The sequence below is a fragment of the Bacillus haikouensis genome, assembly GCF_013179555.1.
Classification (GTDB): Bacteria; Bacillota; Bacilli; order Bacillales; family Bacillaceae_B; genus Rossellomorea; species Rossellomorea haikouensis_A.
The window spans coordinates 1-2,764 of the sequence record NZ_JABMCR010000411.1; the positions used below are offsets into that span (position 1 = coordinate 1).

4 protein-coding genes are annotated in these 2,764 nt (G+C 41.9%); all 4 read right to left on the bottom strand.

Annotation, left to right across the window (positions count from 1 at the left end):
* Positions 1 to 300, bottom strand: a 300-nt coding sequence (locus HP456_RS22380; RefSeq protein WP_246289369.1) for a CoA-binding protein, incomplete at its 3' end; no start/stop codon positions are given.
* 146 nt (positions 301 to 446) lie between these two features.
* Positions 447 to 1,346, bottom strand: coding sequence for an ABC transporter substrate-binding protein (locus tag HP456_RS22385; protein ID WP_172255205.1), 900 nt, complete (start codon positions 1,344 to 1,346; stop codon positions 447 to 449).
* A gap of 22 nt (positions 1,347 to 1,368) precedes the next feature.
* Complete coding sequence (locus HP456_RS22390) at positions 1,369 to 2,028, bottom strand: ABC transporter permease (RefSeq protein ID WP_172255207.1); 660 nt, start codon at positions 2,026 to 2,028, stop codon at positions 1,369 to 1,371.
* Positions 2,028 to 2,764 (bottom strand): ATP-binding cassette domain-containing protein (locus HP456_RS22395; protein ID WP_172255209.1); only part of this gene is annotated, 737 nt, incomplete at its 5' end. The genes HP456_RS22390 and HP456_RS22395, both read right to left, overlap by 1 nt.

Genomic DNA, 2,764 nt, shown 5'->3' on the forward strand with positions numbered 1-2,764 from the left:
TTTAGCATCAATTTTATCAAATTCTTTTGCGATATCCGGGAGGAATTCAGAACGTCTGAATACATTGACTATATCCACAGATCCTTCAATTTCTTCTAAGGATGACACCGCTTTTATTCCCAATGCAGAATCTATAGCCGGGTTGACAGGTATGATTTCGTATCCTTGTTCCTGCATTGCTTTAGAAACAGAATGAGATGTACGTTCGGGATTGTCACTCAATCCGACGACTGCAATTCGCTTGGAGTCTTTCAATATTTGTCCCATTTCTTCACGTGATGGATTTTCAATCATGATCATGCACCGTCCTTCTTGGAATCTATTGCTGCGTTCTAAAGTCCTATTCTATTTTTATAGCATAATTCCCTTTATTTTTCAAAATTTTTTGAATATGCTTCCTCGAGAGATAAAGTGAATCCGGAAAAATGGATTCACTTTATCATAGGTTATTCTTTGATCAATCCTTTGGAAATAAGAAATTCACGCGCCACATCTTTAGGTTCTTTTTTATCGATATCTACTTTGGCGTTCAGTTCACTCATTTCCTTTTCGGATATCTGTCCTGCTAATTTATTCAGCGTCTCTTCTACCTCGGGGTGCTCTTTCAATACTTCCTGTCGTATGATTGGAGCTGCATCATATGGGGGGAAGAAACCTTTATCATCTTCGGTCGACTTTAAATTATATCTCTCAATCCTGCCATCGGTGGTAAAAGCAGGAATGATATCCACATCTCCGTTTTTCACCGCTTCATACATGATATTGGGATCATAGCTTTCCTTCTCTTTAAAATCGAAACCGTATGCTTCTGAAAAAGCATCGTATCCGTCCCCTTCACGTTCATAAAACTGGTGTGGTGCCCCGAAGCTCAGTTCATTTGAAAGAGGAACCAAATCGGAGAATGTTTTGGCATCAAATTCCTGATCCTTTGTATATGCAAGGGTGTAAGTATTTTCAAATCCAAGAGGTTTCAGCCATGTCACATTAAATTTTTCTTCGTATCCTTTTCTGACCTGTTCAATTATCTCGTCTCCGGAAGCTCCTTCCTCTGCCTGTTCTTTCAAGACAGCTTCAAGTCCTGTACCGGTATATTCCACATACACATCAATATCACCTTTTTCAAGAGCAGGTGTCAGGATCGAAACTTCGCCAAGTCCTTCTTCAACCTTTACATCAAGGTCTGTCTTTTCCTTCAGTAATTCAGCCATGATATGAGTCAGGATGAATTGTTCTGTCCACATTTTACCTGATACTGTGATGGTGTCTTTGCCACCGCTATTTCCACATCCTGCAATGAGAATCGAGGCTGCCAGCAGAATAATGAAGGGGGTGAGTGTTTTTTTCATATGTACGCTCCTTTTGTATTAATTATTTTCGGGTTTTTAACCCTTTTGGCGTTGCAGCATTTTCTAAAAGCCTTAACAGAAAATCAAAAAATAATGCCAGGAGTGCAGCAGGGACCGCACCGGCAAGCACGAGTGAATTGTTCCAAGTAGAAAGGCCGCGGTATATGAGGTCCCCGAGTCCACCTGCTCCCACAAATGTTGCAAGTGTGGCAACACCCACTGTCAAAACCGTTGCCGTCCTTATACCCGCCATGATGAAAGGCAGAGCAAGCGGCAGTTCAATCTTGAATAATAACTGTGAACTCGTCATTCCCATTCCTTTTCCTGCTTCTATGACGCCTTCATCGACTCCGGCGATACCGGTAAATGTATTCCTGAGTATCGGCAGCAATGCGTATACTGTAAGTGCAATGATGGCCGTTGTACTCCCGGTTCCAAGGAGGGGAATCAGGAATCCAAATAAAGCCAGACTGGGGATGGTTTGAAATACTGCAGTTATCCCTATATAAAACTCAGCAATATTCTTTTTTCTGGAAATATAGATTCCAAGCGGTAATGAAATCACAATCGCAATAAAGATTGATATGAAAGATAGATAAAGGTGCTCAACCAATCCGGTCATGATGTCATCCGAACGGCTTGAGATCGTATTGATGAATGATAGCGAAAGGCTATGTATCATTAGGACTGAGCCTCCCTTCTATTTTCTGAAGCAACAGCATGAAGGATATCACTTCTTGACACACTTCCTATATGTTTGCCGTCTTTCGTCACTACGAGCACATGAGGTTCTTTGGAAACGAATAGACCAGCCGCTTCTGAAAGTGTGGCGTCCAGGGAAATCGTTTCATATTCTGATTCTTCATAATGCTGGAATACCGGATTGTCATCCATGATATCGGCCACCGATTTCTCTTTATTTCCTACATTTAACCGATGCTCCCCGATAAACGAACGAACAAATTCATTGGCAGGCGAAGAAATCAACTCCACTGGCGTTGCAATCTGTTCGATTCTGCCATCCTTCATTACGGCGATTTCATCGGCTAATTTCAGTGCTTCGTCAATATCATGCGTAACAAATACAATCGTTTTATGTATTGAATTTTGAATATGTTTCAGTTCATTCTGCAGCTGTTCCCTGCTTATGGGGTCGAGTGCACTGAAAGGTTCATCCATCAGAATTATAGGCGGTTCAGCAGCCAATGCACGTATGACACCTACCCTTTGCTGTTGTCCGCCGCTTAGTTCGAGAGGGTACTTCTTTCGGTAAATCCCCGGTTCGAGTCCCACCAGATTCATCAATTCCTCAACTCTGTTTTCGTATTTTTCCTTTTTCCAGCCTTTTAGTTTCGGTATCAGACTGATATTCTCTTCTATCGTCATATGAGGGAGGAGTCCGATTCGCTGGATTACAT

What these genes read in the sequence shown, in the direction of transcription:
- HP456_RS22390 (WP_172255207.1), bottom strand. Translation starts at nt 2,028, where the DNA reads ATGATACATAGCCTTTCGCTATCATTCATCAATACGATCTCAAGCCGT.
- HP456_RS22385 (WP_172255205.1), bottom strand. Translation starts at nt 1,346, where the DNA reads ATGAAAAAAACACTCACCCCCTTCATTATTCTGCTGGCAGCCTCGATT.